The following is a 23797-nucleotide window of genomic DNA, read 5'->3' as shown; positions in this document are numbered from 1 at the left end:
TTACCAGCCCTTCGCCAGGCTCGTCTGCAACCGGGCAGCGCGTGCGGCCCGGAGCTGGAAGATCGCCTTCACCAGGGCCGGCGCGGCGATGAAGATGACGATCAGCGCCTGGAGCACAGTCACCAGCTCCAGCGAGATCCCGGAGTACGACTGCATCCGGTTACCCCCGGCCTGCAGCGCCCCGAACAGCAGCGCGGCGAGCAGCACCCCCCAGGGCTTCACCCGCCCGAGCAGTGCCACCAGGATGCCGTCGAAGCCGATCTGCGCGACCACCAGCGGGGTCAACGCACTGGCGGTGGAGCCGAGCACCATGTTCGAGCCGCCCAGACCCGCCAGGATGCCGGCAAAGACCATGATCAGGATGTACGTCCGGGTGACGCTGATGCCGGCGGTACGGGCGGCGTCCGGGTTGGCACCGACGGCGCGCAGCTCGAAGCCGAGTGTCGAGCGGTTCAGCAGCCAGGCGACCGCCCAGGTGGCCAGCACGGCGAGCAGGATGCCGGCGTGCACCCGCAGGTTGTCGCCGAGCAGTCGGGGCAGCTGGGCCGAGCTGTCCACCGCCTTGCTGATCGCGTCGGTACGGGTCGGGTCCTGCACGCCGTTCTGCACGATCAACCAGGTGAGGAAGTACGTGGCGACGTAGTTGAGCATGATCGTGTTGATCACCTCGTGGGCGCCGGCACGGGCCTTGAGAATGCCGGGGATGAAACCCCAGATCGCCCCGCCCAGCGCACCGGCCAACACCGCCACCAGCAGGTGCAGGCCGGGCGGGAGCGGCAGCAGGAAACCGGCCAGCGCCGCCATGATCACGCCGATGGTTGCCTGACCCTGCGCGCCGATGTTGAACAGGCCGCCACGGAAGGCCAGCGCCACCGACAGACCGGTGAAGACCAGCGGCGCCGCGTAGGTCAGCGTCTCCGAGATCGGCGCGAGCACCGCCTGCCAGCCGTTGGCGCCGTCCAGCCAACCGGAGAACGCCTCCGGGTCGAAGATCGAGCCCTTGAACAGGTTCGCGTACGCCTCGCTGACGAGCGTCCAACTGGAGTTGATCGCGTCGGACGGGCGCGAGGTGATGTACGAGTAGGTGGAGAGCACGTCGGGATCAGAAATGATCATCAGCACCGCGCCGACCACGATCGCCAACACCAACGACAGCAGGGTCACCGTGAACGTGTTGGCCGCCCAGAGGTTGTCCAGGAACAACCGGCCCAGGGTGGGCTTCGGCTCTGGCTCCGGCGTCGCGCTACCCGGCACGGTCGCCGTCTCGGCGCGCTCGGTGTTGCCGAGCGCGTTCTGCGCGGCCTGCGCCTCGCTCACCGGCTCCTTGTCCGGGGAGCCGGACTGCGGGTTGGGCAGGTTGCTCATGCCGTCACTCCGCTTCGCTGCTCGCTCATGCCTCGTCCTCGCTCGCGGAGCCCGCGTCGCGCGCCGGGCTCCCGTCTGCCACGCCGGTCTCGTCGGCTGCCGGTGCCGCGCCGGTCTCGTCGGCGGCCGGTGCCGCGATGGCCTCGTGGGCCGCGTCCGGGCTGACGCCGGCCATCAGCAGGCCGATCTCCTCGCGCGGAGTGTCCGGGCCGACGATGCCGATGATCCGACCGCGGTACATCACCGCGATCCGGTCGGCCAACCCGATCACCTCGTCCAGCTCGCTGGAGACCACCATGACGGCGGTGCCGATGTCCCGCTCGTGGATGATCTGGCTGTGGATGAACTCGATCGACCCGACGTCGACACCACGGGTCGGCTGGGCGGCGATGAGGAGCTTCAGCGGCCGGGACAGCTCCCGCGCCACGATCACCTTCTGCTGGTTGCCGCCCGAGAGGGTGCCCACCGCCGCGTCGGCCGATGAGGTACGGACGTCGAACTGCTCGATCCGCTCCGCCGCGGAGGCGGCGATCGCGTCCGGCTTCAGCGCGAGCCCGGCACCGAACGGCGGCCGGTCGTAGATGTCCAGCACCAGGTTCTCCGCGACGCTGAACTCCTTGACCAGGCCGTCGACGCTGCGGTCCTCGGGCACGTAGCCGACACCCGCCCGGAGCACCTTCTTGGGCTTCCAGCCGTCGATCCGGTCGCCGGCCAGGCTCACCGTGCCGGCGAGCACCGGGCGCAGGCCCATGATCGCCTCGATCAGCTCGGTCTGACCGTTGCCCTGCACACCGGCCACGCCGAGCACCTCGCCCGCGCGTACGGTCAGGTCCACCCCGTCGACCGCGCGGATCTGCCGGTCGTCGTCGACGACGAGCCCGGCCACCTCGAGCATCGGTTCGCCCGGCGTGGCCGGGGTCTTGTCCACGGTGAGTCGGACGTTGCGCCCGACCATCAACGCGGCCAGCTCGTCCCGGCTGGCGTCCGGCGAGGCGGTGCCGACGGTCTTCCCGCGTCGGATCACCGTGATCCGGTCGGCGATGGCCTTGACCTCGCCCAGTTTGTGGGTGATGAAAACAATGGACTTGCCGGCCGCCTTCAGCGACCGCATGACCGTCAGCAGTTCCTCGGTCTCCTGCGGGGTGAGCACCGCGGTCGGTTCGTCCAGGATGAGCAGGTCGACGTCGCGGGTGAGCGCCTTGACGATCTCGACTCGTTGCTGGATGCCGACCGGCAGGTCCTCGATCACCGCGTCCGGGTCGACCCGCAGGTTGTAGCGCTCGGACACCTCGGCGACCTCGCGCCGGGCCCGCCGCCGGTCCAGGAAGCCGGTAATGCCGCCCTTGACCTGCTCGGCGCCGAGCATGATGTTCTCGGTGACGGTGAAGACCGGCACCAGCATGAAGTGCTGGTGCACCATGCCGATCCCGGCGCCGATCGCGTCGGATGGGCCCTTCAGCCTCAGCGGCTTGCCGTCGACCAGGATCTCGCCCTCGTCGGGCTGGTAGAGCCCGTAGAGCACGTTCATCAGGGTCGACTTGCCCGCGCCGTTCTCGCCGAGCAGGGCGTGAATCTCTCCAGGCTCCACCGTCAGGTCGATGTGATCGTTGGCGACCAGATCACCGAACCGCTTGGTGATGCCGCGCAGTTCGAGTCTCAGCGCAACCTCCTGGAGTGCGAGCGATGGTGCAGCCTAGCTGCCGTCGACCCGGCCGGACCGGCCGGTTGACGTGGTGCGCGATCGGCCGCTCCAACCCCGCGGGGTAACCCGCAGAGCCAGAGCGGCCGATCGGTCGTACCTGTCCCCCGCCGACCTTCCCGATGATCTCACCGGAGCGGTCGGCCGGTTGTCACTTGGTCGGCTGAGCCTTCGAGGTGACGGTGATGGTGCCGGCGGAGATGTCCGCCTTGATCTTGTCGACCTCGGCCTTCAGCTCGGCCGGAACCTTGCTGTCGAAGTCGTGGTACGGGGCGATCGAGACACCGTTGTTGGCCAGGGTGCCGACGAAGCCCGGCTTGGCCGGCAGCTTGTCGCCGGCGGCGGCCTTCACCACGGCCTCCTTGACGGCATCCGGGATGTTCTTGACCACGGTGGTCACGATCGCGGAGCAGTCCGGGGTGCTCTCGCAGCCGTCGACGTCCACCCAGATGGTGCTGTACTTGCCGCCCGAAGCCTTGGCCGCGGCGGTGGTGCCGAGGCCGGAGCCGCCGGCGACCGGCATGATGATGTCCGCACCCTGGGCGACCAGCGCGTCGGAGACCTTCTTGCCCTCGTCCTGCTTGTCGAACGCGTTGGAGAAGGAGCCCTTCTGGGTGTCCTTGTTCCAGCCCAGCGCCTGGACGTTCTTGCCCTTGGTGGTGTTGAAGTACTTCACACCGTCGACGAAACCGTCCATGAAGATGGTCACCGGAGGGATCGGTACCGCACCGTAGGTGCCGACCTTGCCGCTCTTGGACAGCCCGGCGGCCAGGTAGCCGGCCTGGAACGCCGCCTGGGCGGTGTCGAACTGCATCGGGTAGACGTTGGGGTCGCCCGGGTTCGCGTCGACGATGCCGAACTCCTGGTTCGGGTTCGCCTTCGCGATCTTCGAGGTGGCGTTGGCCATGAGGCCACCGACCGCCAGGATGAAGTCGCACTTCTGGTTGACGAACTGCGTCAGGTTCGGCTCGTAGTCGGCCTCGGCCTTCGACGCGACGTACTTGATATCGATGTTGTCGTTGGCGGCCTTGGCCTCCTGCAGGCCCTTCCAGGCCGAGGCGTTGAACGACTTGTCGTCGATGCCGCCGACGTCGGTAACCATGCAGGCGCTGAACTTCTTGGCGCCACTGCCGGCGTTGTTGTCATCCTTGGGCGCCTCGCCACAAGCGGCGGCGGTGAGCGCGAGCCCACCCACCGCGACGATCGAGGCGATCCGCATCCCACGCACCGAGCGCAAGACGTCTCCTTCCCATTGCACACCGCGCCTAGTGCGGTGGCAGCCCATCAGCCGACCTGCGGTGTGCCGCCGGCTGTCCCACGTTACGGACGGGAGCGTACGCCCGCGCCCACCCACCGGCCGACAATCGTGCACGACTGTTGAGCGCCTGTTACCCGGGTGTAACCCTTGCGTGGGGCAAGTCACTCTTCGTGCTGGTAACCGAGCGCCCAGGCGTCCGCAACGTCCGGTTTTCCAGGGGTCCCCCTCGCCCCGGACGTTACCGCCAAAAGACCGCGACCGCCGCGTTGACCAGGGTCAGACCGACGATCGCGAGGAAGTGACCACGGTTGACCACGTCCCGCTTCCGGGAGAAGAAGACCATGACGAAGATCAGCAGGGCGATCACCAACTTCGTCACAAGTTTCGCCGGCGCCGGCTCGTCGCCGTCGCGCAGCGGCGCGGAGAGACCGAGCCCGGTCAGCAACTGGATCACCGCGCCCCACAGCATGGCCGGGTTGATCCGTAGCCGGTTGCTGAGGTACTGAGCGATCGAGCCGCCGAGCAGCAGGGCGAACCCGATCAGATGGACGTAGAGGAGAATGAGTCTGAGAGCTTCCACGCTCGCCATACTTCCCTATGAACGACGGATTGTAGTAGTGGGAACTGCCCGCGGCTGTTGATCAGCCGGTCGCCTTGGGCATGGCGCCCGACAGAGCTGGCTCACGCGGCTCGTCGAGCACCGGTGGCGACTGCGCGCGCAGACCGCCGCCGCCGAACGCGACGGCGACCCATCCCGCGAGGCTCACCGCCGACAGGAGCAGCACCGGCAGCGTCACCCGTTCCACCGAGGTCAACAGCCACCACTCGATGTCGTTCGGACCGGTCAGGTAGGTCCCGACCAGAACGGTCAGGTAGTACCCGTTGGCCGCCCACACCCAGCCGTCCGCTGCCAACCCGGTCGCACGGCGGCGGGCCCGCAGGAACAGCGCGCCGAGCACCGCCACCACGGCGGCGCCCACCAGCACCGAACCGACCACGTCCCACAGGGCCGTGACGGTGAGCTGGAACCGCTCCACCAGCTCGGTGTCCCGGGAGGTGCCGCCACCCGAACTGCCGTTGGTGATGTCGGACTGGGCATTCAGCAAGCGGGCCAGCACCGCCCAGGCGCCCCCGGCCAGCACCGGCAGCCAGACCAGCGCGGCTCGCCGCAAATCGGCGCGGGCCCGCAGGGTGACCAGCAGTGCGATGCCGGCGGCGGCCACCAGCCCCTCGTTCTTGGTGAGCGCCGCGACGGTCAGCAGCAACAGCGGCAAGAGGGGGCGGCGCAGCGGATCGGCGCTGAGCAGCAGGGCCACCACCGCACCGGCGAAGGCGGCCGACCAGAGCGCGTCGGCGAGACCGCCGGTCACCCCGTACGTCACGGTCGACCAGGACGTCAGACCCACCCCGATGGCGAGCGCCCACGCCCCCCCGGCGGACACCCGATCCAAAGCCCGCCGGACCAGGTGGACCAGCATCGCGATCGCGGAGACGGTGACCACCGCGCCAACCAGCTGGGCGGTCCGGAAGTCCGGCTCGACGACGCTCCACACGGCCGCGACCGGCGCGGAGGCCAGCGGCGGGTAGTCGGTGTGTGAGAAGACGAAGGCAGGGCTGCCGATCGCCGCGCGGGCGTACTCGCTCCCGTTGGCGAAGTAGCCGGCGTGCAGCCACCAGATCGAGTGCGCGTCCCACTGGTAGGCCGGCTCGAAGACCATCAGGAACGGCGGCAGCAGCGGCAGCGCGATCAGCAGCGCGTGCGACCAGCCGCCGTACGCCACCGGCTCGCCGGGGCGGCGCCACAGCCACCAGGCGGCAGCCGCGCCGGCGGCCAGCACCAGGGCAGTCCAGAGCGGGAGCGGACCGCCGATGACCAGCATCAGGACCACCGCGACGGTGCTCAACAGCGCCGCCACCAGAGGCGCGAGGAGCAGCGCGAGGAAGGGGCTGCGCAGGATCACGAAAGCCAGCGGGAAGCCGGCGAGGAGCAGGGCGAGGACGGCGAGAGCCGGGGTGGGATCCATGTCGTCAGTCGGCCTTCCGGACGACCAACCGCGCGCCGGCGCTGGAGGGTCGTTTCCGCTCCACCAGGGCGACGCCCACCGAATAGTCCCACCGCGTCCCCTGGACCACCACACACCCGTGCATCGCGGCGAACTCGCTCAACCGTTGATGCCACAGGTCCTTGTTGGCGCGGGCCGGGATGAGGGAGATCCGGCTGCCCGTCGGCACCTGTTCGACGAACTGACGCCAGAGCGTCTCGAAGTCCACCTGGTACTGGTGTGCGGCGAGGTCGTGTTCCCGGTCGGTCATCAGCGCCACACCACGACCGGCGGCCTGCACGGCGCCCTGGACGGTCAGCAGCAGACAGCCCACCCCGACGATTGCCACGGCGACGCGGGCGATCGTGGTCGGCTCCGGGTGCTTCGTGGTCGTCATCGGTCGGCGAGCGTCTTCGCGGGGATACCCTCGGGGCGGCGCCGGGCCCGTTCCCGGCCCAGGATCCACAGCGCTTCCACGCCGTCCCGCCAGGTGATCTTCTTGCCGTCGGCCCGGCCCCGCGCCCGGTAGGTGATCGGCACGTCGTAGGGGCGGATCCGTCGCCGTAGCAGTTTGCCCGTCACCTCGGCCTCCATGCCGAACCCACGCGACCGGATGTCCAGCGACCGGTACAGCTCCACCGGCATCAGTTTGAAGCAGGTCTCCAGATCGCCGATGTACGAGTTGAACAGAACGTTCGCCGCCGTCGTCACACCCCGGTTGCCGACCACGTACCAGAAGCTGTAGGCGCTGTGGCTGCCGAAGGTGCGGTTGCCGTAGACGACCGTCGCGTGCCCGTCCAACACCGGCGCCAACAGTCTCGGGATGTCCTGCGGGTCGTACTCCAGATCGGCGTCCAGGATCACCATGTACTCGCCCCGGGCGCTCTGCACCGCCGTCTTGATCGCCGCGCCCTTGCCCGCGTTGCGCGGATGCGTCACGACCCGCAGTCGCGCGTCATCCATCCGGCCGAGGATCTCGGCGGTGTCGTCGGTGCTGCCGTCGTCGACCACCACGATCTCGATCTCACACGGGTATGGCACCGCGAGGGCCTGCTTCAGGGCCTCCGCGACGCGTTCCGCTTCGTTGTAAACCGGCATCAAGATCGACAGTTGCACGAAAGTCTCCCCGGGAACGGCACCGGACGGCGAATGGAGGGGCGGCGGGTCACCAGCGGCTAGTGAAGCAGGCGCGCCACACGTTCGCTGGCCCGCTATCGCTGAGCAGCGTTGGGGCGGTGCCGAAGCACCCTACCTCGCGGCACCCCGGGATTGACCACCCCCCGGCCTCAACCCTTGACGGCGCCCGACGTCAGCCCGGAGACGATGTACCGCTGGAGGAACTGGAAGACCAGCACCGTCGGGATCGCGGTGAGCAGGGTGCCGGCCGCGAAGATCCCGAAGTTGTTGTTGCGCTCGTTACCCTCCAGCAGGCCGAACATCCCCACCGCCAAGGTCTTGGAATCGGTGCTGGTGAGGAACACGTTGGCCATCAGAAACTCGTTGATGGTGCCGATGAAGGCCAACAGCCCGGCGACCGCCAGGATCGGCGCGACCAGCGGCAGCATGATCCGGAAGAAGACCTGGGCGTGCGAGGCGCCGTCCATGGTCGCCGACTCGTCCAACTCCCGGGGCAGCGTGTCGAAGAAACCCTTCATCAACCAGGTGTTCACTCCGAGCGCGCCACCCAGGTAGAGCAGCAGCAGGCCCCACGGCGTGTTGAAGCCGATCGACGGCCAGAGCTCGGTGATCGTGCCGAAGATCAGATAGATCGCCACGATCGCCAGGAACTGCGGGAACATCTGGATGAGGAGCAGCGCGAGCAGGCCCACCCGGCGGCCCCGGAACCGCATCCGGGAGAAGGCGTACGCGGCGAGCGCCGAGAGGAACACCGAGGCGAACGACGCCAGCCCGGCGATCAGCAGCGAGTTGAGGAACCATCGCTCGAAGGCGGTCCGCTCGAACAACCCGACGAAGTTGTCCAGCGAAACCCCACCGGTCGGCACCAGCTCGGTGGTGGACAGCGTGCCGAGCGGGTTGAGCGCCGCGGAGAGCACGAACACGATCGGGAAGAGGCTGAACAGCACGGCGAGCAGAGCGACCAGGTGCCGCCAGCCGACCTGGGCCCACCAACGGTTACGCCGTCGACCGGAGCTCGCGCTCACGCGGTCCTCCTGCTGTTCGCGACTGCGGGGCTCGCAAGCTCACTCCTCGCGCTCACGCGTACACCTCTTCCTGCTTGCGGGTCCGGCGGAAGCTGACCGCGGAGACCACCGCGACGATGGCGAAGATGAACAGCGAGATCGCGGCGGCGAAGCCGAACTGCGCGCCCTGCCCGCCGAAGGCCAGCCGATAGGTGTACGTGATGAGCAGATCGGTGGCGCCGTTGGCGGGGTTGTCGGGCGGGAAGGGCGCGCCGTCGGTGGTCAGGTAGATCGCGTTGAAGTTGTTGAAGTTGAACGCGAACGACGAGATCAGCAACGGGGAGAGCGCGACCAGCAGCAGCGGCAGGGTGACGGCGCGGAAGGACTGCCAGGGCGAGGCCCCGTCGACCGAGGTGGCCTCGGTCAGCTCGCGCGGGATGGCCTGCAACGCGCCGGTGGCGACCAGGAACATGTACGGGTAGCCGAGCCAGAGCTGCACCAGGATGACCGCGAAGCGGGCCGTCCACGCCTGCCCGAACCAGTCCACATCGACCCCGAGCAGACTGTTGATCAGACCGAAGTCGGCGTTGAACATGTCCCGCCACGCCAACAGCATCGCGAACGACGGCATGGCGTACGGCAGGACCAGCACCACCCGGTAGACGTTGGTGCCGCGCATCCGGGGCGCGTGCAGCACGACGGCGATCAGCATGCCGAGCAGGAACGTTCCCCCGGTGGAGCCGATGGCGAAGCCGAAGTTCCACAGGAGGGTGCTCAGGAACGGGCCGGAGATGCTCTCGTCGGTGAGCACGCGGGTGAAGTTGCGCAGCCCCACGTCGACCTTCCAACCCTGGGCCAACCGCTCACCGTCGGCGGCGACGAAGGCGCCCGCCTCCTCGTCGGCGGTCCAGGTCTGCCCGCTCTCGGTGTCCCGGACGCAGTCGCAGCCCGCCTCGTACGCCCGCACCGCCTTGCCCTCGTAGGCGCGGGACAGTCCGCTGGAACGCAGCGCGCCACCGGGGGTGGGCACCACCAGGTCGGTGATCTCCTTGCTGCGGGCGCTGGCCTGACCGACGTTCAACACGGTGTACCCGTCGGCGGCGGTGACCTTGCCACCGGCGCCGACCGTGACGTCGGCGGCGTCGAGTCGGCGTAGTCCGGCGGTGTCGCCGACGGAGACCGTGCCGGTGCCCGGATCGGTGACCAGGAAGACCAGCGAGCCGGTGGCCGGGTCGCCCTTCGTGGCGATCGACAGGGCGTACTGGGCGGAGCCGGGCACCTGGGTGACCGACGAGGACGCGATGGCGACGATCGCGTCGTCCTTGCTGCCCCGGTGCCCGTCCCCGAAGTTGGTGAAGGCGGTGCTGGCGGTGTGGAGCACCGGGAAGACCTGGAAGGCGATCAGGAACAGGGTGCCCGGGACCAGGTATTTGGCCGGGATGTGCCGGCGGGTGAGGTACAGGTAGAACAGCCCGGCGGTGGACGCCGCCAGCAGTGCCAGTCCGGCCCACATCCCGGCGGAGACGAGCGGGAAGGCCGCCCAGACCGCGACACCGGCGGTCAGGCCGAGCAGGAGCACCTTGCCGGCGAGCCCGGTCAGGGTGATCGGGGCGTCGTCGCGGGTGCGCGACGGACGTGGGCGCGGAAGGCGGGAGCCGGCGGGCTCCCGGCCCGGAGCCTGCGTGGCAGACCCCGGGCCGGACAGCGGCGTACTCATTACTTGATCTGGCCGGAGATGGTCCTGCCGGCCGCGGTGATGGTGCTGGTGGGGTCGGCCCCGCCGATGACGGCGGCCTCGGCCTTGCCGAACGGGTCCCAGATCGCGGCCATCGCCGGGATGGCCGGCAACACCTGCCCGTTCTTGCCCGCCTCCTGGAACTTGGCCAGGTCCGGGTCGGTGCCCTTGACCTGGTCGAGAGCGGCGGTCAGCGCCGGCGGCCGGGCCTCGGCGTTGTACAGCGCGACGGCCAGCTCGGGCGTGCTGGTGTAGTTGGCCACGAACTCCTGGGCCAGCGCCTTGTTCTTACCCTTGGCGGCGACGTAGAAGGCCTGCACGCCGACGAACGGCTGGGCCTCCTTGCCGCCGGCGAAGCCGGGGATCGGCGAGATGTCGTACTTGATGTTGGCCTTCTTGACGTCGGCCACCGCCCACGGCCCGGAGACCAGGTACGCGCACTTCTTGCCGGTGAAGGTGGCGATCGAGTTGGTGTCCGAGATGGAGCGCTTGAGCACCCCCGCGCCCTTCTCGCCGAGCGCGCCGATCTTCTTGAAGGCCGCGACGGACTCGGGCTTGCCCACGCCCAGGTCCTTCGGGTCGTAGTCGCCGTTGGCGCCGGTCCCGAACAGGTAGCCGCCGGCCGAGGTGTACAGCGGGTAGATGTGGTACGCGTCGCCGTTCTGGCCGACCTGGAGGCAGAGCGTCTCGGTGGCCTTCTTGGCCGTCTTGAGCCTCTTGCCGTCGGCGACCAGGTCCTCAATGGTCTTCGGCGCCTCGGGGGCCAGGTCGGTGTTGCGGATCAGCGCCAGGTTCTCCTGCGCGTACGGCACGCCGTACAGCTGGCCGTTGAAGGTGACCGCCTTGATGGCGGTCGGGTTGAACGCGCTCTTCTGCTCGGCGGCGAGCTGCACCGGGTCGATGGCGCCGTTCTGCACCAGGTTGCCGATCCAGTCGTGTGCGCCGACCACCACGTCCGGGCCGCTGCCCTGCTGGGACGCGGTGACGAAGTTGGTCTGGAGGTCCTTGCTGACGGCCTGGACCTCGACGGTGACGCCGTTCTCCTGGCCGAACTTCTCGGCGAACGGCTTGAGGGCGGCGGTCCGCTTGTCGTCCGCCCAGATCACCAGTTTGCCGCCGGCGGCCTTGGGGGTTTCCTTCGCGGCCGGTTCGTCGCTGTCGCCACCACAGCCCGAGGCGGCGAGCGCCAGGGCGAAGAGGGCGACCACACCCGCGGTACGGATGCGCATCGGTACTCCTGTCGTCATGGCGGGGCCCGCCGGGGGAAGGACGGCCCGCCAGTGGAAACCTCTGGAAGTTCTTGCCAACCGGCGCATGGACGTGCGCCGCTGCTCTCGCATGTTGCGGGGACGTTAGCAAGACGTTGCAGATTATGGAAGGGCTTGCAGAGCACCCCGCAAGAACTTGCCGGTGGGCTAAAGTGCCGCCATGCGCGCTCGACTGTCCGACATCGCCCAGCAGGCCGAAGTCAGCGAGGCCACGGTGTCGCGGGTGCTCAACGACCGCCCCGGCGTGGCCCCGGAGACCCGGCAGGCCGTTCTCACCGCCCTCGACGTGCTCGGCTACGAGCGCCCCGCCCGGCTGCGTAAGCGCAGCGCGGGGCTGGTCGGCCTGGTGGTGCCGGAGTTGGACAACCCGATCTTCCCCGCGTTCGCCCAGGTCATCGAGTCGACACTGGCGCAGAGCGGGTTCACCCCGGTGCTCTGCACCCAGACCGCCGGCGGCGTGACCGAGGACGAGTACGTGGAGATGCTGCTGGACCGGCAGGTCTCCGGGATCGTCTTCGTCTCCGGCCTGCACGCGGACACCGCCGCCAACCACGATCGCTACCGCGCCCTGCTCGCCCGGCCACTGCCGGTCGTGATGATCAACGGGTACGTGCCCGGCATCGGCGCGCCCTTCGTCTCCTGCGACGACCGGGAGGCGGCCGAACTGGCCGTCGCCCACCTAGTCGCGCTCGGGCACCGACGGATCGGCCTGATCACCGGCCCGGACCGGTTCGTTCCGGTGCAGCGCAAGGTGGCCGGCTGGCGCTCCGCGATGACCCGCCTGGCCGGCGTCGCCGAAGCCGACCTGGGCCCCCTGGCCGAGCTGTCCCTGTTCGGAGTGGAGGGTGGCGAGGCGGCGGCCGGCCGACTGCTGGACCGCGGCGTCACCGGTGTCGTCTGCGGTTCCGACCTGATGGCGCTCGGCGCGATCCGGGCCGCCCGCCAACGCGGTCGCAACGTGCCCGACGGCCTCTCCGTGGTGGGCTATGACGACTCACCGCTGATGGCCTTCACCGACCCGCCGTTGACCACCATGCGGCAGCCGGTCACCGCGATGGCGGTTGCCGCCGTCCGAGCCCTGGTCGACGAGATCAACGGGCACGGCGCCCCGCACTCCGAGTACCTGTTCCGCCCGGAGCTGGTGGTCCGTGGCTCCACCGCGGTCGCGCCGACTTCCGCGCGCCTCTCTTACGCAAGAACTGCTTGACTCTTGCAGCGACGGGCCGCATATTGCTCGAATGATCAGCGCCGCCACCCCTCCGCACGCCACCGACGACGACTGGTGGCGCGCCGCGGTCGTCTACCAGGTGTACGTCCGCAGCTTCGCCGACAGCGACGGCGACGGCACCGGCGACCTCCAGGGCATCCGGCAGCGCCTGCCGTACCTGCGCGACCTCGGGGTGGACGCGCTCTGGCTGACCCCCTTCTACACCTCGCCGATGATCGACGGCGGGTACGACGTGGCCGACTACCGGGACGTCGACCCGATGTTCGGCACCCTCGACGACTTCGACGCGATGATCACCGACGCGCACGCCCACGGCCTGCGAATCATCGTCGACCTGGTGCCCAACCACACCTCCAGCGCGCACCCCTGGTTCACCGCCGCGCTCGCCGCCGGCCCCGGCTCACCGGAACGGGCCCGCTACCTCTTCGCCGACGGCCGGGGCGCGCACGGCGAGTTGCCCCCGAACGACTGGGAGAGCATCTTCGGCGGCCCGGCCTGGACCAGGATCGCGGACGGTCAGTGGTACCTGCACCTGTTCGACCCGGCTCAGCCGGACCTCAACTGGCGTCACCCGCAGGTCCGCGCCGAGTTCGAGGACGTGCTGCGGTTCTGGCTGGACCGCGGCGTGGACGGATTCCGGATCGACGTGGCACACGGCATGATCAAAGCGGAAGGGCTGCCGGACGTCGGCTTCAGCTCGATGACCACCGGCCAGCGCCAGGTCGAACTGCTCGGCAGGGGTCGGCTGCCCTACTTCGACCAGGACGAGGTACACGAGATCTACCGCGCCTGGCGGCCCATCCTGGACAGTTACCCCGGCGGTCGGATGGCGGTCGCCGAGGCGTGGGCCGAGACGCCCCAGCGGCTGGCCCGCTACATCGGCCCGGACGAGCTGCACCAGGCTTTCAGCTTCGACTTCCTCGACGCCACCTGGTCGGCCGACTCGTTCCGCAAGGTGATCGACACCGCGTTGGCCGAGGCGACCGTGGTCGGGGCGCCGACCACCTGGGTGCTGTCCAACCACGACAAGCAACGGCACGTCACCCGCTACGGCGACGGCGCCGAAGGGCTGCGGCGAGCCCGCGCCGCGAGCCTGCTGATGCTCGCCCTGCCCGGCTGCGCCTACCTCTACCAGGGCGAGGAGTTGGGCCTGCCGGAGGTGCTCGACCTTCCCGACGAGCTGCGCCAGGATCCGGCGTTCCTGCGCACCGGCGAGAGCCGTGACGGCTGCCGGGTGCCCATCCCGTGGAGCGGCGAGTCGGCCCCGTACGGCTTCGGGCCGGCCGGCAGCGAGCTGAGCTGGCTACCCACCCCGGCCGTCTGGCAGGCGTTGTCGGTCACGGCGCAGACCGACGTGCCCGGCTCCACGCTGGAGCTGTACCGGACCGCGCTGCGGATCCGCCACGTTCACCCCGCGCTGACCGCCGCCGCCGACGGGGTCACCTGGCTGGAGGGTGGGCCGGGCGTGTTGGCCTTCTCCCGCGCCGCCGGCGCGAGCGTGCTGACCTGCGTGGTCAACCTGAGCGGCGCACCGGTCCCGATCGACGGGTACGGTCAGCCGCTCGTCGCCAGCGACACGCTCACCGAGCAGCGCTCCGGTCATCTCCTGCCAATTGACGCGGCAGTCTGGTTGGAACAGCGCTGAACGGGTAACTCCAGATCGACCTGGTCGTTCGTCGTGCCCCGCGCCGACGGGCGGCTGGGCTACCGGCCCCTTGTGGTGGGGGGTGAGGTGCCACCGGCGCCGCGCGGAGTCCGCTCCGTGCGGCGCCGGTGTCCGTACCCGGCCGGTGGTGTGACCCGCAGGCGTCGCGGGTACCGCATCGGGCACCATCGCTGCGGAGGTGACCCATGGTGGTACGGATCGCTCAGTGCACGCTCGACGTCGAGGACCTGGACGTGATGGTGGCGTTCTGGTCCGCGGCGCTCGGCTATCAGGTCGAGCAGGGCGACGACGGCAGCGCCAAGCTCTGGCCGCCGGGCCAGCCGTCCGCCGCCACGCCCAGCGTGTGGTTGCAGGGCTCGGGCACCGCCAAGCGGGGCAAGAACCGGCTGCACCTCGACCTGGTCGCCGACGCGGACCCCCAGGCCGAGGTACGGCGGCTGCTGAGCCTCGGCGCGCGGCAGGTCGACGTCGGGCAGACCGGAGCCGAGCAGTTCACGGTGCTCGCCGATCCCGAGGGCAACGAGTTCTGCGTGCTGGACCGCGCGCCGACCCGCTGACGGTTCACTTCGCGGTGACTCGCTGACGGCTCACTTCGCGGTGAGCAGCGGCTCACTTCGCCGTGAGCAGCGGCTCACTTCGCGGTGAGCAGCGCCGCGATCCTGGTGAAGCCGGCGCGCACCTCGGCCTCGTCCGGCGGCTCGGCGGGCTCACCGTGGCCCGCCTCGTCGGCTGCGGCGTCCAACTCCTCGTCGATCACGTCCTCGAAGTCCCCGTACAGATCGGCGCTCTCCACCTGGCGGGCCTCGTCCTCGGCGGCGACCTGCGCGGCGGCGATCTCACTGCGGATCTCGTCGGCCGACAACGCCGGCAGCAGCGGTTCCACCACGGCCATCAACTGCTCCTCGGCCACCACCGCCTCGGCCAGTGCCAACGCGTGCGGCCGCTCGTACGGCCCGCAGACCACCGGCTCCCACTCGTCGAGGTCACCGAGCGGACCGAAGGTGATGATCCACGGCAGGCCGAGGAGCGGCGAGTCCGCCGGCAGGTCCAGTGTCATGAGAGCGCCCACGCGCTCATCATGGTCGGCAAACGCGAGCGCCGACGCCTTTCTCCTCAGTTACCGCCCATCCGGCGGTCGATCGGCAGCCGGTCAGCCGGGGCGGACAGCGTCCAGGGCGGCACGGACCAGGGCGAGCGCGGTGGCCGGCGGTACGCCCAACCGGACCGCCTCCGCCGCGTAGCCAGCAGCCGCCCGGTGCAGCCGGTCGAGGGCGTCGTCCCGGCCGGGAGCGACGAAGGTGCCGTTGCGTCCCCGCGTCTCCAACAGCCCGGCCGCCTCCAACTCGCGGTACGCGCGGGCCACCGTGTTCGCGGCGAGCCGCAGATCGGCGGCGAGCTGCCGGACGGTGGGTAGGCGGCTGCCCACCGGCAACCGACCGTCTCCGATCAGCTCGGCGAGCTGCCCGCGCACCTGCTCGTACGGGGGCACCGGGGAGTCCTGGTCGACCGAGATCAGCACCTGCGCGCCTTCCGTCATCAGCCCGCACCGCCCGGCGTACCGGGGTCGGTGCCCTCGTCGACATCTCGCGGCGCGGGGGTCTCCGCGAGGTCGACCACCCGGCCGTTGGGGCTGGTGGCGAGGAGCGCCGCACCGAACAGCACCAGTTGGTTGAGCAGGTAGAGGTAGAGCAGCAGACCGACGGCGCCGGCCACCACGGTGTACGCCGGATTGCGCTCGGTGCGCACCACGTAGTACCGCCCCACGGTGTTCAGCAGCGTGATCCCGACCGCCACCAGCACCACCACCGGGCGCAGCCGGGACCGGCTCATCCGCAGCCGGGGCACGGCGAGCAGGAGGGCGGTGGCGAGCACGGTGTTGACCAACACGCTGAGCACCGCGCTGATCGTGGTCAGACCCACCGACCCGGTGCTGCGCAGCAGGAAACGCAGCAGCGACTCCAGCGCGTCCACCGCCGCGACCGAGACGCCGAGCAGCACGAAGACGCCGATCATCACGCCCAGGTCGACGAGCCGCCGGACCACCAGGTTGCCCGGCTGCTGGTTGAGCCGATACATCAACCGCTGCGAGGACCGAATGGCCTCCACCCACCCGATCCCGGTGAAGCCCAGGATGATCAGGCCGACCACGCCGACCGTGCCGCTGGAGTTGGCGATCTGCTGGGCGTCCAGGAACGGCAGATTCTCCTTGAGGAAGTCGGCCGCTGCCGCGCTCACCTCGTCGTTGTCCTCCAGGATCGCGCCGAAGATCGAGTACGCGACCAGGGCCAGCGCGAACACCGCGAAGAAGCCGTAGTAGGCGATCGCCGCGGCCAACCTGCCGGCCAGCACCTCGGCGTACAGCGCGCCGGCCCGCCACACATGATCGAAGAGCCCCGACCGGTGGCGCGCGGCGCTCACCCAGCGGTCGATGCCCGCCTCGATCCGGCCGATCACGTTCACGCGATCATCCTCGCCGATCTCCGACCGCTGTGGTGGCAACCGGCTTCCGATGCTCGCCGGCCGGCGCGTCGCCGGCGGCTCAGTCGCCGAGGCAGAAGTCGCGACGCGGCTGCCACCGGGCCTGCCCGCTGTGCGAGAAGAGGGTGAACGCGTCGACCTCGAACATCGCGGAGAAGTCGGCCAGATCCTCGTACACCTTGTCCAGGGCCTCCGGTGCCACGTCCTGTGCCACGGTGACGTGCGGATGGTACGGGAAGCGGGCCTCCCGGCGCAGGTCCGGCGTCGCGGTGATCGCGGCGGCCAGCAACTCGCACTCGCTGATCCCGGAGGCCACCGCGACGAACACCACCTGGGTGACCGGACGGAACGTGCCGGTGCCCCGCAGGTGCAGCGTGAACGGCAGGTGCGCGGCGGCGACGGCGGCCAGGTGCCGCTCGACCGCGGGCAGGTTGGCCGTCCGGATCTCGGTGGGCCCGAGCAACGTCACGTGCGCCGGCACCGCCAGTGGATCACCGGCTTCGATCCGTCGCCGGGTGAGCTGGGCACCCCACGGCTCGGGGATGTCCACCGCGATGCCGATCTGGATGGTGTCGCCGGTCGGCGGCACCCCACCACTGCGATCCACGCTTCGCGCCGCCCCTCCGACCACCGACCCGGCCACCTGTACCGCGGAGTTACTCGCCGCGCACGGGCGGGAAGAACCCGACCCGCTCGTACGCGGACCGCAGGGTCGTCGAGGCCACCGCGCGGGCCTTTTCCGCGCCGGCCGCGAGAAGCTTGTCCAGTTGCGCCGGATCGTCGAGGTAGGAGCGGGTGCGCTCCTGGATCGGGCGGACGAAGTCCGCCACCACCTCGGCCAACTCCTTCTTCAGGTCACCGTAGCCACGGCCCGCGTACGCGGCCACCAGCTCGTCGATGCCACGGCCACTGAGCGCCGAGTGGATGGTCAACAGGTTGGACACGCCGGGCTTGGTCTCGGTGTCGAAGACGATCTCCCGCCCGGTGTCGGTCACCGCCGAGCGGATCTTCTTGGCGGACCGGGCCGGGTCTTCGAGCAGGTCGATGATGCCGGCCGGCGAGGACGACGACTTCGACATCTTCGCGGTCGGGTCCTGGAGGTCGGTGATCTTGGCAGTGTCCTTGACGATGTGCGGCGCGGGCACCGTGAACGTCGCGCCGAACAGCGAGTTGAACCGCTGGGCCAGATCCCGGGAAAGCTCCAGGTGCTGACGTTGGTCCTCGCCGACCGGCACCGCGTTGGCCTGGTAGAGCAGGATGTCGGCGGCCTGCAGGATCGGGTAGGTGAACAGCCCGACGCTGGCCCGCTCGTTGCCCTGCTTCTGCGACTTGTCCTTGAACTGGGTCATCCGGCTGGCCTCACCGAAGCCGGTGATGCAGCCGAGCACCCAGGCCAGCTGCGGGTGCTCGGGCACCTGCGACTGCACGAACAGGGTGCTGCGTTCCGGATCGAGCCCGACCGCGAAGAGCTGGGCCGCGGCCACCCGGGTCCGCTGGCGCAGCAGCGCCGGATCGTGGCCCGCGGTGATGGCGTGCAGGTCCACCACGCAGTAGAACGCGTCGTGCGTGTCCTGTAGTGCCACCCAGTGCCGCACGGCGCCCAGATAGTTGCCGAGGTGGAACGAGTCGGCTGTCGGCTGGATGCCGGAGAAGACGCGGGGCCGGGCGGGAACGTCGGACATGGCGATAATTCTGTCAGCAAGCAAGCCGGCCCGTCATGACGGGCCGGCGGGTCGGCTCCGGCCCGCCGGTGCCGGGCTGCTGACCTCGCGAGGCTCGCCCGCGCCGATCCGGCGCGTCGGCCCGGCCGCGACCCGACGGTGCTGCCCCGCCACCGCCTCCCGGGCCTGCTCGACGGTGGGTTCACGGCGTTGCTCGGCGTCCTGCTCCGGGTCGTGCGCGCGGCGCTGCTCGGTCGGGCGCGCGGCGGAGACCGCGAGCCGGGCCACCCGGCGGCCGTCCAACGTGAGCACCCGCAGCAGCCAGCCGGCCGGCGGGTCGGCCGGACCGGACGCGCCGGCATCGGCGGGCTCACCGGGCACCGGCACCTCGTCACCGGGCACCGGGAGCCGGCCCAGCGCGGCCATGACGAAACCGCCCACCGTCTCGTACGGGCCGGGTGGCAGTGCCACCCCGGTCCGTTCGGCGAAGTCGGCGAGGTTGAGGCGGCCGTCCACCACGGCGGGCAGGCCGGCGTGTACCGGGTCCGGGGCGGCGTCGTACTCGTCGTGGATCTCACCGACCAACTCCTCGATGAGATCCTCCAGGGTGATGATCCCCGCCGTGCCGCCGTACTCGTCGACCACCACCGCGAGGTGCTGACCCTCCCGACGCATCTCGGTCAGCGCGGCGAGCACCCGTTTGCTGCCGGGAAGCCGTTTCACCTCCCGGGCCAACTCGCCGACGGTGACGCAGGGGTCCGTATCCGGACGCAGCAGCACGTCACGGAGGTGCACGAAGCCGACCACGTCGTCGTGAGTGCCGTCGGTGACCGGGTAACGGGTGTGCGTCTCGGCGCGGACCAGTCGGGCGGCTTCGGCGATGGTCAACCGGGCCGGGAGGAAGACCACCTCGGTACGCGGCATCATCACCTCACGGATCAGACTGGCACCGGCCACCAGGACCTCGTCGATGATCCGCCGCTCGTCCGGGTCGAGCACCGTGTTCGCGGCGACCAGATCCCGCAGGTCGGCCTCGGAGATGCGTTCCCGGCCGGCCGCCGGGCCGGTCCCGAGCAGATCGGTGACGAGTCGGGTGGCCCCATCCGCGGCGCGCACCAGCATCCGGGCGACGGCCCGGGCGAGCGGGCCGGGGTCGCGGCGGGGGTGCACCCGCGCGCGTCGCCGGAGCCCGGAACGGGCCGCTTCCCGCATGAAAGAGATGGTAGACACCGTGGGCCCACCGCACCGGGGATCACGCGACGCCACGCGGGATGTTCGGCTCTGTTTAATCGTGAAAGATTATGATGGAATGGGGTTGACGGGGGTGTCGGCGAGGGTGCCAGCCACCGCCCTAGTGTGATCACCGGAGGGCCACGTCCCGGGCGGGCCAGGCAGGAGGCAACGACGTGAAACTGCTCGTCACCGGGGGCGCCGGCTTCATCGGGAGCGTGGTGACCCGGATGCTGCTCGACGCGGGCCACGAGGTGGTCATCCTGGACGACCTGCGCACCGGCCACCGCGCGGCCCTCGCCCCGGACGCGACCCACGTCGAGGCGTCCATCCACGACGCCGCCCGCGTCGTCACCGCGGATGCCGGCTTCGACGGGGTGTTGCACTTCGCCGCCCTGATCGCCGCCGGCGAGTCGATGGTCAAGCCGGAGCTGTACTGGCAGAACAACACCATCGGCACGCTCGCCCTGCTCGACGCGGTCCGGGCCGCCGGGGTGCCCCGGCTGGTCTTCTCCTCCACCGCCGCCGTCTACGGCAACCCCACCGAGCTGCCCATCACCGAGAACGCGGTCAAGGCACCCACCAACACGTACGGCGCCACCAAGCTCGCCGTCGACATGGCGCTCACCTCCGAGGCGATCGCGCACGGCCTGGCCGCCGTTTCGCTGCGCTACTTCAACGTGGCCGGCGCCCACCTCGACGGTGACGTCACGCTCGGCGAGCGGCACGACCCGGAGACGCACCTGATCCCGATCGCGTTGGACGTCGCCGCCGGCCGGCGGGAGAAGCTCCAGCTCTTCGGGGACGACTACCCCACCGTGGACGGCACCTGCGTCCGCGACTACATCCACGTCGCCGACCTGGCCCGCGCGCACCTGCTGGCGCTGGACGCGGCCACCAGCGGCCAACACCGCATCTACAACCTGGGCAACGGCAACGGCTTCACCAACCGCCAGGTTGTCGACGTGGTCCGCGAGGTCACCGGGCACCAACTGCCCGTCGAGGTCGCGCCACGCCGCGAGGGCGACCCGGCCGAGCTGGTCGCGTCCTCCGCGCTGGCCCGCGAGGAGTTGGGCTGGGTGCCGCGGAAGCCGACCCTGCACGACATGGTCGGCGATGCCTGGGCGTTCTACCGCGCACACATCCTGGGGCAACGGTGAGCGCGAGGAGTGAGCCGGGTTTGCGAGCCCCGCAGTCGCGGTCGAAGGGACAACGGTGAGCGCGAGGAGTGAGCCGGGTTTGCGAGCCCCGCAGTCGCGAACGAAGGGACAACAGTGAGCGCGAGGAGTGATGTCGCCGAGCGGGCCGCGGCCGGCTTCGCCGCGCAGTTCGGCGGCCAGCCCTCCGGGCGCTGGGCTGCTCCGGGCCGGGTGAACCTGATCGGCGAACACACCGACTACAACGACGGGTTCGTGCTGCCGTTCGCGCTGCCGATGCGCACCGTGGTCGCGGCCGACCGGCAGGACGGGGAGCAGTGGACGGTCTGGTCCGAGCTTTCCGGCGAGACGATCACCTTCGGCGCGGACGACGTCGCCGAGCCGGGGCGGGTCAGCGACTGGGGCGCGTACGTCGCGGGTGTGGTGTGGGCGCTGCGCGAGGCGGGTCATCCGGTGCCGGGTGCCCGGCTGGCGATCGCTTCCGACGTGCCGCTGGGCTCCGGGCTGTCCTCCTCGGCAGCGCTGGAGTCGGCTGTGCTGGCCGCGCTGCTCGACCTCGGCGGGCTGGAACTCGCCCCGGAGTCGCAACCCCGGCTGGCGCAGCGGGCGGAGAACGTCTACGTGGGCGCGCCGACCGGCATCATGGACCAGTCCGCGTCGATCCGCTGCCGCGCCGGGCACGCCCTCTTCCTGGACTGTCGGGACGAGTCGGTCGAGCACATTCCGTTCGACCTGGAGGCCGCCGGGCTGGCGGTGCTGGTGATCGACAGCCGGGCGCCGCACCGACACGCGGACGGGGAGTACGCAGCCCGTCGCCGCTCCTGTGAGGCCGGCGCGCGCGTGCTCGGCGTCGCCGCGCTGCGGGACGTGGGGGTCGACCAGCTCGACGCAGCGTTGGCTCAGATCGAGGACGAGGAGACCCGGCGGCGGGTCCGGCACGTGGTGACCGAGGACCAGCGCGTACTGGACACGGTGGCGCTCCTCCGCGTCGCTCGGGTCCGCGACATCGGCCCGCTGCTGACCGCCTCCCACGTCTCGATGCGCGACGACTTCGAGATCACCGTGCCGGAGATCGACACCGCGGTCGAGGCGGCGTTGGCGGCCGGTGCGCTGGGCGCGCGGATGACCGGCGGCGGCTTCGGCGGGTGTGTGCTCGCGCTGGTCGAGGCCGACCGGGCCGACGCGGTGGCCGCCGCCGTCACCAGCGCGTACGCGGAACGGGGTTTCACCGCCCCCACCACCGCGACGGTCCTCCCCTCCCCCGGCGCCACCCGCCTGCCCTAACCCCCACCCCTAACCCCCACCCCCCGACCAGGTTGATCAAGAGGTTTGCGTCAATCCGAGCCCGCATCCTGACGCAAACCTCTTGATCACGGAGCCTGGGCGCGGGGTGTGGGCCGGGAGGGGGCGGGAGGGGTTGGAGGGTGGGGAGGGGTGGGAGATCGTGCTGGTTCGTGGAAGTAGTGGCGTCGTGCGAGGCCACTACTTCCTGGATCGAGCGCGATCTTGCCGGCGACGCGGGGCGCGCGGGCGGGCAGGCGGGTTGGGGTTAGGCGGCTTCGACGATCATGGCGGCGCCCACCGTGCGGTTGGTCGCCTCGTCGATGATGACGAAGCCACCGGTGGTGCGGTTGCGACGGTATTCGTCGGCCAACAGCGGGACCGTGGTGCGCAGTCGCACCCGGCCGATCTCGTTGAGCCGCAGTTCGTCGGCCGACTCGTCGCGGTGCAGCGAGTTGATGTCCAACCGGTAGTGCAGCCCGCGCACGATCGCCCGCGCCGAGCGGGTGGTGTGTTTGATCGCGTACCGGGCGCCGACCCGCAGCGGGGCCGTCTCGTCCATCCAGCAGACCATCGCCTCGATGTCCTGGGCCACCGCCGGCGCGTTGTTCGGCCGGCAGATCAGGTCACCCCGGGAGATGTCGATCTCGTCGGCCAGTCGTACCGTCACCGACATCGGCGGGAACGCCTCCGCCACCGGCCCGTCGGCGGTCTCCACGGCGGCGATCCGGCTGGTGAAGCCGGAGGGCAGCACCATCACCTCGTCACCCGGCTTCAGGACGCCGGAGGCGACCTGACCGGCGTAACCGCGGTAGTCGGTGACGGTGGTGGACTGCGGACGGATCACATACTGCACCGGGAACCGGACGTCGACCAGGTTGCGGTCGCTCGCGATGTGCACCCGCTCCAGGTGGTGCAGCAGCGACGGGCCCTCGTACCAGGGCATGTTCTCCGATCGGGTGACGATGTTGTCGCCGCGCAGCGCGGAGATCGGCACCACGGTGAGGTCCGGTACGTCGAGCTTCGCGGCGAACGCGGTGAACTCGTCGGCGATCCGCTCGTAGACCTCCTGCGACCAGTCGACCAGGTCCATCTTGTTGACACAGAGGACCAGGTGCGGCACCCGCAGCAGCGAGCACAGGAACGCGTGCCGTCGGGACTGCTCGACGAGACCCTTGCGCGCGTCCACCAGGATCAACGCCAGGTCCGCCGTCGATGCCCCGGTGACCATGTTGCGGGTGTACTGGATGTGGCCCGGGGTGTCCGCGATGATGAACTTGCGCCGGGGGGTGGCGAAGTACCGGTACGCCACGTCGATGGTGATGCCCTGCTCCCGCTCGGCCCGCAGACCGTCGGTGAGCAACGCCAGGTTGGTGTATTCGTCGCCGCGGGCCGCGCTGACCGCCTCCACGGCGGCCAACTGGTCGGTGAAGAGCGACTTGGTGTCGTAGAGCAGCCGCCCGATCAGGGTCGACTTTCCGTCGTCGACGCTGCCGGCGGTGGCGAACCGCAGCAGGTCCATGGCCCGGGCCTCCGGCCCGGCCCCGGCAACAGCCCGGGCCTCCGCATTCGCGGATGCCACCATCTC

The 23797-nt window shown here is 70.3% G+C and carries 21 protein-coding genes and 1 pseudogene; 5 read left to right on the top strand and 17 right to left on the bottom strand.

The genetic code is table 11. The annotated features are described in order from the left end of the window. The 10 genes from AB0J33_RS04505 to AB0J33_RS04460 form a co-directional block, all read right to left on the bottom strand. Window positions 1-1356 (bottom strand): ABC transporter permease, encoded by a 1356-nt coding sequence (locus tag AB0J33_RS04505; protein ID WP_363610232.1) that lies wholly within the window; start codon window positions 1354-1356, stop codon window positions 1-3. 34 nt (window positions 1357-1390) lie between these two features. Beyond that, on the bottom strand, window positions 1391-2965 hold the full coding sequence (locus AB0J33_RS04500; RefSeq protein WP_363610230.1) for an ABC transporter ATP-binding protein: 1575 nt from the start codon (window positions 2963-2965) through the stop codon (window positions 1391-1393). Between the two features lie 250 nt (window positions 2966-3215). After that, window positions 3216-4283, bottom strand: a complete 1068-nt coding sequence (locus AB0J33_RS04495; protein WP_363610228.1) for a BMP family ABC transporter substrate-binding protein — start codon at window positions 4281-4283, stop codon at window positions 3216-3218. A gap of 277 nt (window positions 4284-4560) precedes the next feature. Next, a complete protein-coding gene (locus tag AB0J33_RS04490) occupies window positions 4561-4902 on the bottom strand; it encodes a hypothetical protein (RefSeq protein WP_363609739.1) in 342 nt (113 codons plus the stop codon). Window positions 4903-4963: 61 nt separating this feature from the next. After that, window positions 4964-6346, bottom strand: coding sequence for a hypothetical protein (locus tag AB0J33_RS04485; RefSeq protein ID WP_363609737.1), 1383 nt, complete (start codon window positions 6344-6346; stop codon window positions 4964-4966). A 4-nt stretch (window positions 6347-6350) separates the two neighbouring features. Beyond that, window positions 6351-6761, bottom strand: coding sequence for a hypothetical protein (locus tag AB0J33_RS04480; protein ID WP_363609735.1), 411 nt, complete (start codon window positions 6759-6761; stop codon window positions 6351-6353). Then, on the bottom strand, window positions 6758-7480 hold the full coding sequence (locus tag AB0J33_RS04475; RefSeq protein ID WP_363609733.1) for a glycosyltransferase family 2 protein: 723 nt from the start codon (window positions 7478-7480) through the stop codon (window positions 6758-6760). The genes AB0J33_RS04480 and AB0J33_RS04475 overlap by 4 nt, the downstream gene beginning before the upstream one ends. A 170-nt stretch (window positions 7481-7650) precedes the next feature. After that, a complete protein-coding gene (locus tag AB0J33_RS04470; RefSeq protein ID WP_363609731.1) occupies window positions 7651-8526 on the bottom strand; it encodes a sugar ABC transporter permease in 876 nt (291 codons plus the stop codon). A gap of 52 nt (window positions 8527-8578) precedes the next feature. Continuing rightward, window positions 8579-10222 carry an ABC transporter permease subunit gene (locus AB0J33_RS04465; RefSeq protein ID WP_363609729.1) on the bottom strand — a complete coding sequence of 548 codons (1644 nt, stop codon included), beginning with the start codon at window positions 10220-10222 and terminating at the stop codon, window positions 8579-8581. Continuing rightward, on the bottom strand, window positions 10222-11469 hold the full coding sequence (locus tag AB0J33_RS04460) for a maltose ABC transporter substrate-binding protein (protein WP_363609727.1): 1248 nt from the start codon (window positions 11467-11469) through the stop codon (window positions 10222-10224). The genes AB0J33_RS04465 and AB0J33_RS04460 overlap by 1 nt, the downstream gene beginning before the upstream one ends. Window positions 11470-11668: 199 nt before the next feature. Between AB0J33_RS04460 and AB0J33_RS04455 the strand changes: the two genes are divergently transcribed. The 3 genes from AB0J33_RS04455 to AB0J33_RS04445 all read left to right on the top strand — a co-directional run bounded on the left by AB0J33_RS04455 (window position 11669) and on the right by AB0J33_RS04445 (window position 14959). Next, window positions 11669-12715 (top strand): LacI family DNA-binding transcriptional regulator, encoded by a 1047-nt coding sequence (locus tag AB0J33_RS04455; RefSeq protein ID WP_363609725.1) that lies wholly within the window; start codon window positions 11669-11671, stop codon window positions 12713-12715. 31 nt (window positions 12716-12746) lie between these two features. Further along, a complete protein-coding gene (locus AB0J33_RS04450) occupies window positions 12747-14381 on the top strand; it encodes a glycoside hydrolase family 13 protein (protein WP_363609723.1) in 1635 nt (544 codons plus the stop codon). Between the two features lie 206 nt (window positions 14382-14587). Further along, entirely contained in the window at window positions 14588-14959 is a 372-nt protein-coding gene (locus AB0J33_RS04445; RefSeq protein WP_363609721.1) for a VOC family protein, read from the top strand. 74 nt (window positions 14960-15033) lie between these two features. On the opposite strand, the gene AB0J33_RS04440 is transcribed toward AB0J33_RS04445, so the two are convergent. From AB0J33_RS04440 to AB0J33_RS04415, 6 genes and pseudogenes are all read right to left on the bottom strand, one after another. Then, the gene (locus AB0J33_RS04440; RefSeq protein ID WP_363609719.1) at window positions 15034-15471 is read right to left on the bottom strand and encodes a hypothetical protein; all 438 of its coding nucleotides are present in this window, start codon (window positions 15469-15471) and stop codon (window positions 15034-15036) included. Window positions 15472-15552: 81 nt separating this feature from the next. After that, window positions 15553-15939: a GntR family transcriptional regulator gene (locus tag AB0J33_RS04435; RefSeq protein WP_363609717.1), complete on the bottom strand. Its 387-nt coding sequence runs from the start codon at window positions 15937-15939 to the stop codon at window positions 15553-15555. Further along, window positions 15939-16862 carry a YhjD/YihY/BrkB family envelope integrity protein gene (locus AB0J33_RS04430; RefSeq protein WP_363609715.1) on the bottom strand — a complete coding sequence of 308 codons (924 nt, stop codon included), beginning with the start codon at window positions 16860-16862 and terminating at the stop codon, window positions 15939-15941. The genes AB0J33_RS04435 and AB0J33_RS04430 overlap by 1 nt, the downstream gene beginning before the upstream one ends. A 79-nt stretch (window positions 16863-16941) precedes the next feature. Further along, on the bottom strand, window positions 16942-17511 hold the full coding sequence (locus tag AB0J33_RS04425) for a 2'-5' RNA ligase family protein (RefSeq protein WP_363609713.1): 570 nt from the start codon (window positions 17509-17511) through the stop codon (window positions 16942-16944). Window positions 17512-17536: 25 nt separating this feature from the next. Further along, complete coding sequence (gene trpS / locus AB0J33_RS04420) at window positions 17537-18562, bottom strand: tryptophan--tRNA ligase (protein WP_363609711.1); 1026 nt, start codon at window positions 18560-18562, stop codon at window positions 17537-17539. Between the two features lie 219 nt (window positions 18563-18781). Then, window positions 18782-19753 (bottom strand): annotated as a pseudogene (locus AB0J33_RS04415) (hemolysin family protein); the annotation flags it as partial. A 248-nt stretch (window positions 19754-20001) separates the two neighbouring features. Between AB0J33_RS04415 and galE the strand changes: the two are divergent. After that, window positions 20002-20931 (top strand): UDP-glucose 4-epimerase GalE, encoded by a 930-nt coding sequence (galE, locus tag AB0J33_RS04410; RefSeq protein WP_363610226.1) that lies wholly within the window; start codon window positions 20002-20004, stop codon window positions 20929-20931. Between the two features lie 114 nt (window positions 20932-21045). After that, complete coding sequence (gene galK / locus AB0J33_RS04405; RefSeq protein WP_363609709.1) at window positions 21046-22212, top strand: galactokinase; 1167 nt, start codon at window positions 21046-21048, stop codon at window positions 22210-22212. A gap of 265 nt (window positions 22213-22477) precedes the next feature. Here the strand turns inward: galK and AB0J33_RS04400 are convergent, their stop codons facing one another. Continuing rightward, entirely contained in the window at window positions 22478-23794 is a 1317-nt protein-coding gene (locus AB0J33_RS04400) for a GTP-binding protein (RefSeq protein ID WP_363610224.1), read from the bottom strand. Between the last annotated feature and the right edge of the window lie 3 nt (window positions 23795-23797).

This window comes from Micromonospora sp. NPDC049645 (assembly GCF_040675155.1).
Lineage (GTDB): Bacteria > Actinomycetota > Actinomycetes > Mycobacteriales > Micromonosporaceae > Micromonospora.
This window is presented reverse-complemented; position numbering and strand designations above follow the sequence as displayed.

Coding starts and splice junctions, on each gene's coding strand:
- AB0J33_RS04435 (WP_363609717.1), bottom strand. CDS start 15,939: ATGACGGAAGGCGCGCAGGTGCTGATCTCGGTCGACCAGGACTCCCCG.
- trpS (WP_363609711.1), bottom strand. CDS start 18,562: ATGTCCGACGTTCCCGCCCGGCCCCGCGTCTTCTCCGGCATCCAGCCG.
- AB0J33_RS04480 (WP_363609735.1), bottom strand. CDS start 6,761: ATGACGACCACGAAGCACCCGGAGCCGACCACGATCGCCCGCGTCGCC.
- AB0J33_RS04455 (WP_363609725.1), top strand. CDS start 11,669: ATGCGCGCTCGACTGTCCGACATCGCCCAGCAGGCCGAAGTCAGCGAG.
- AB0J33_RS04450 (WP_363609723.1), top strand. CDS start 12,747: ATGATCAGCGCCGCCACCCCTCCGCACGCCACCGACGACGACTGGTGG.
- AB0J33_RS04445 (WP_363609721.1), top strand. CDS start 14,588: ATGGTGGTACGGATCGCTCAGTGCACGCTCGACGTCGAGGACCTGGAC.
- galE (WP_363610226.1), top strand. CDS start 20,002: ATGCTGCTCGACGCGGGCCACGAGGTGGTCATCCTGGACGACCTGCGC.
- AB0J33_RS04495 (WP_363610228.1), bottom strand. CDS start 4,283: ATGCGGATCGCCTCGATCGTCGCGGTGGGTGGGCTCGCGCTCACCGCC.
- AB0J33_RS04460 (WP_363609727.1), bottom strand. CDS start 11,469: ATGCGCATCCGTACCGCGGGTGTGGTCGCCCTCTTCGCCCTGGCGCTC.
- AB0J33_RS04400 (WP_363610224.1), bottom strand. CDS start 23,794: ATGGTGGCATCCGCGAATGCGGAGGCCCGGGCTGTTGCCGGGGCCGGG.
- AB0J33_RS04465 (WP_363609729.1), bottom strand. CDS start 10,222: ATGAGTACGCCGCTGTCCGGCCCGGGGTCTGCCACGCAGGCTCCGGGC.
- AB0J33_RS04485 (WP_363609737.1), bottom strand. CDS start 6,346: ATGGATCCCACCCCGGCTCTCGCCGTCCTCGCCCTGCTCCTCGCCGGC.